This window comes from Sulfurovum sp. (assembly GCF_049668085.1).
Taxonomy (GTDB): domain Bacteria; phylum Campylobacterota; class Campylobacteria; order Campylobacterales; family Sulfurovaceae; genus Sulfurovum.
The window spans coordinates 1-2,033 of sequence record NZ_JBATIY010000161.1 but is presented as its reverse complement, the minus strand read 5'-3'; the positions used below and the strand labels follow the sequence as shown (position 1 = coordinate 2,033).

Sequence of the window (2,033 nt, the reverse complement as noted above, 5' to 3'; positions counted from 1 at the left end):
TTCTATCACCCACCAAGTCACATCAGAGATAAGTCCTGTTTCAATCGCCATGGGAATAAATTCATTTGGAGATAATAACCCTAATACAGGATGTTCCCACCGTAAAAGACACTCTGCTGCGACCAAAGTATCTTTTTCCATGGTTACTAAAGGCTGTAAATAAAACTTTAATTCATTTTTCTTCGATGCATGTACAAGATCATGTTGTAAAATAAAAAGTTTTTTTCGTTCTTTATCCAACTCTGTATCGTAAAAAGAAGGATGTTCACTGAAACTCTTTTTTGCCTGATACATCGCAATATCCGCATAGCGTATAATTTCATCAATATTGGTAGCACCTGGTTCAATAATAACAACGCCCAAACTTGTACTGATAGATAAAGACATGTCATCAATAGCGAAAGGCTCTAGAAACGCTTTTTGAATTTTATCAATACACACTTTTGATTGCCTTTCAGCATCAGAAGCATTTTGGGCGATAAATGGAGATATCACAATAAATTCATCTCCACCAAATCTGCTAACCGTACAATTTTCACTTATAAATACCTTTAAACGATCTGCTATAGCTACCAGTAGCTGATCACCTATTTTGTGTCCCAATGAATCATTCACATGTTTAAATTTATTCAGATCAAGATAAACAAAAAGTGAATAAAAATCTTTATGTTTTTTTGATTGCATAAATTTATTCATATACTCCTTTAGTCCTCTTCTGTTTAAAAGAGAGGTTAAAGTGTCATGCTGTGCTAGATATTCTAGATCTTTTACAGCACTATGTTCTTTTGTCTTGTTCTCTATAAGTCCAATGGCACCCACTGTATTCTGATCATTATCAAAAAGAGGAAAACATTTGGCTTCGACCCAGTATTCAAAACCTTTTATAGACAGATACGGGCCAATATATATTTGGGCACCTTTTACAAGGGCATTTTTAATTGTTGCGAGAGAACGTTTATCTGGAAGGTCGGCTAAATTTCTGCCTATTATCTCTTCTTTTTTCAACCCAAAAAGTTCTAAAAAAGCCTGATTGCAATCTTTGACATTTAATTGGGTGTCATAAGAAAAGATCCCGATAGGAGCCTGTTCATAAAAGAACTCTAACTCTTCTTCTTTTTTATGATACTTTAATTGCTCTTTCGAAAACGCTTCTTTTTGTATCTCAAGATCAACACTCTGCCTGTATGAATTTAAAATGACCATGCTCTGCATTACTAAATATAACATCACCAATACTGCCAATACTGTATGCATTGATGTTGGCAAAAATATCAATACTGTAATGAGGGGTAACAATATAATACTCATATATCCTGCCACTATACGGATATCCGGAAATAAAGAACTCATGGCACCTGATGTAAAACCGATCATCACAGCAATAATAAAAATCTGATGCACATCATCTAGATAAAATAGAGAGATAGAACCAAGCAGTGAAAAAAGAAATGCTGTGAGAAAAGTAAAAAACACAAATATTCTATACCATTTTTTGATCGTATGCTTTTGTTCATTTTTTTGAAAATCATTGACAAGATATAATCGTATCACTAAGACAGATACAACAGCAATATTCCACAAGACAATAGCATAAGATAACATAGGGTAGAGGTAATATGTGAGAAGTGTAGAAAGAAATATGGTAGCAATAATACTTTTTTGTGATAATGAATATAAGTTTGAAACTATTACTTTATCTATTAGTTTTAAATTAGATATTTTCAATATTATATTTAAGTAATTCATATTTTGATTATACTAATATTCCCTTGTATTAATCTATAAACTACAGTTCATCTGCTGTCTTTATGATATCCAGTCCAAAACGTTCTCTGAGTTTTTGTATCTCTATACTTAATGTATGATTATCTATATCCTCATCAATATTCATAAGCGAAAATGTTTTTTTGTGTTGCGTGCTAAAGTTTGAAACATTGAGTGTAAGTTTAATAACGCTTTTATTTAGATGTACTATCTCGTCATACATTTCAGATAGTATCGATTTAAAAAGTGTCTCCGAAAACATTCTATCC

At 32.1% G+C, this 2,033-nt stretch carries 1 protein-coding gene and 1 pseudogene; both read right to left on the bottom strand.

Features of this window, described 5'->3' with window-relative positions; translation table 11 throughout:
* Positions 1 to 1,473 (bottom strand): diguanylate cyclase domain-containing protein (locus WBM70_RS09925; RefSeq protein ID WP_424558353.1); only part of this gene is annotated, 1,473 nt, incomplete at its 3' end.
* A gap of 313 nt (positions 1,474 to 1,786) precedes the next feature.
* Positions 1,787 to 2,033, bottom strand: a pseudogene (locus WBM70_RS09920) (DNA polymerase IV); the annotation flags it as partial.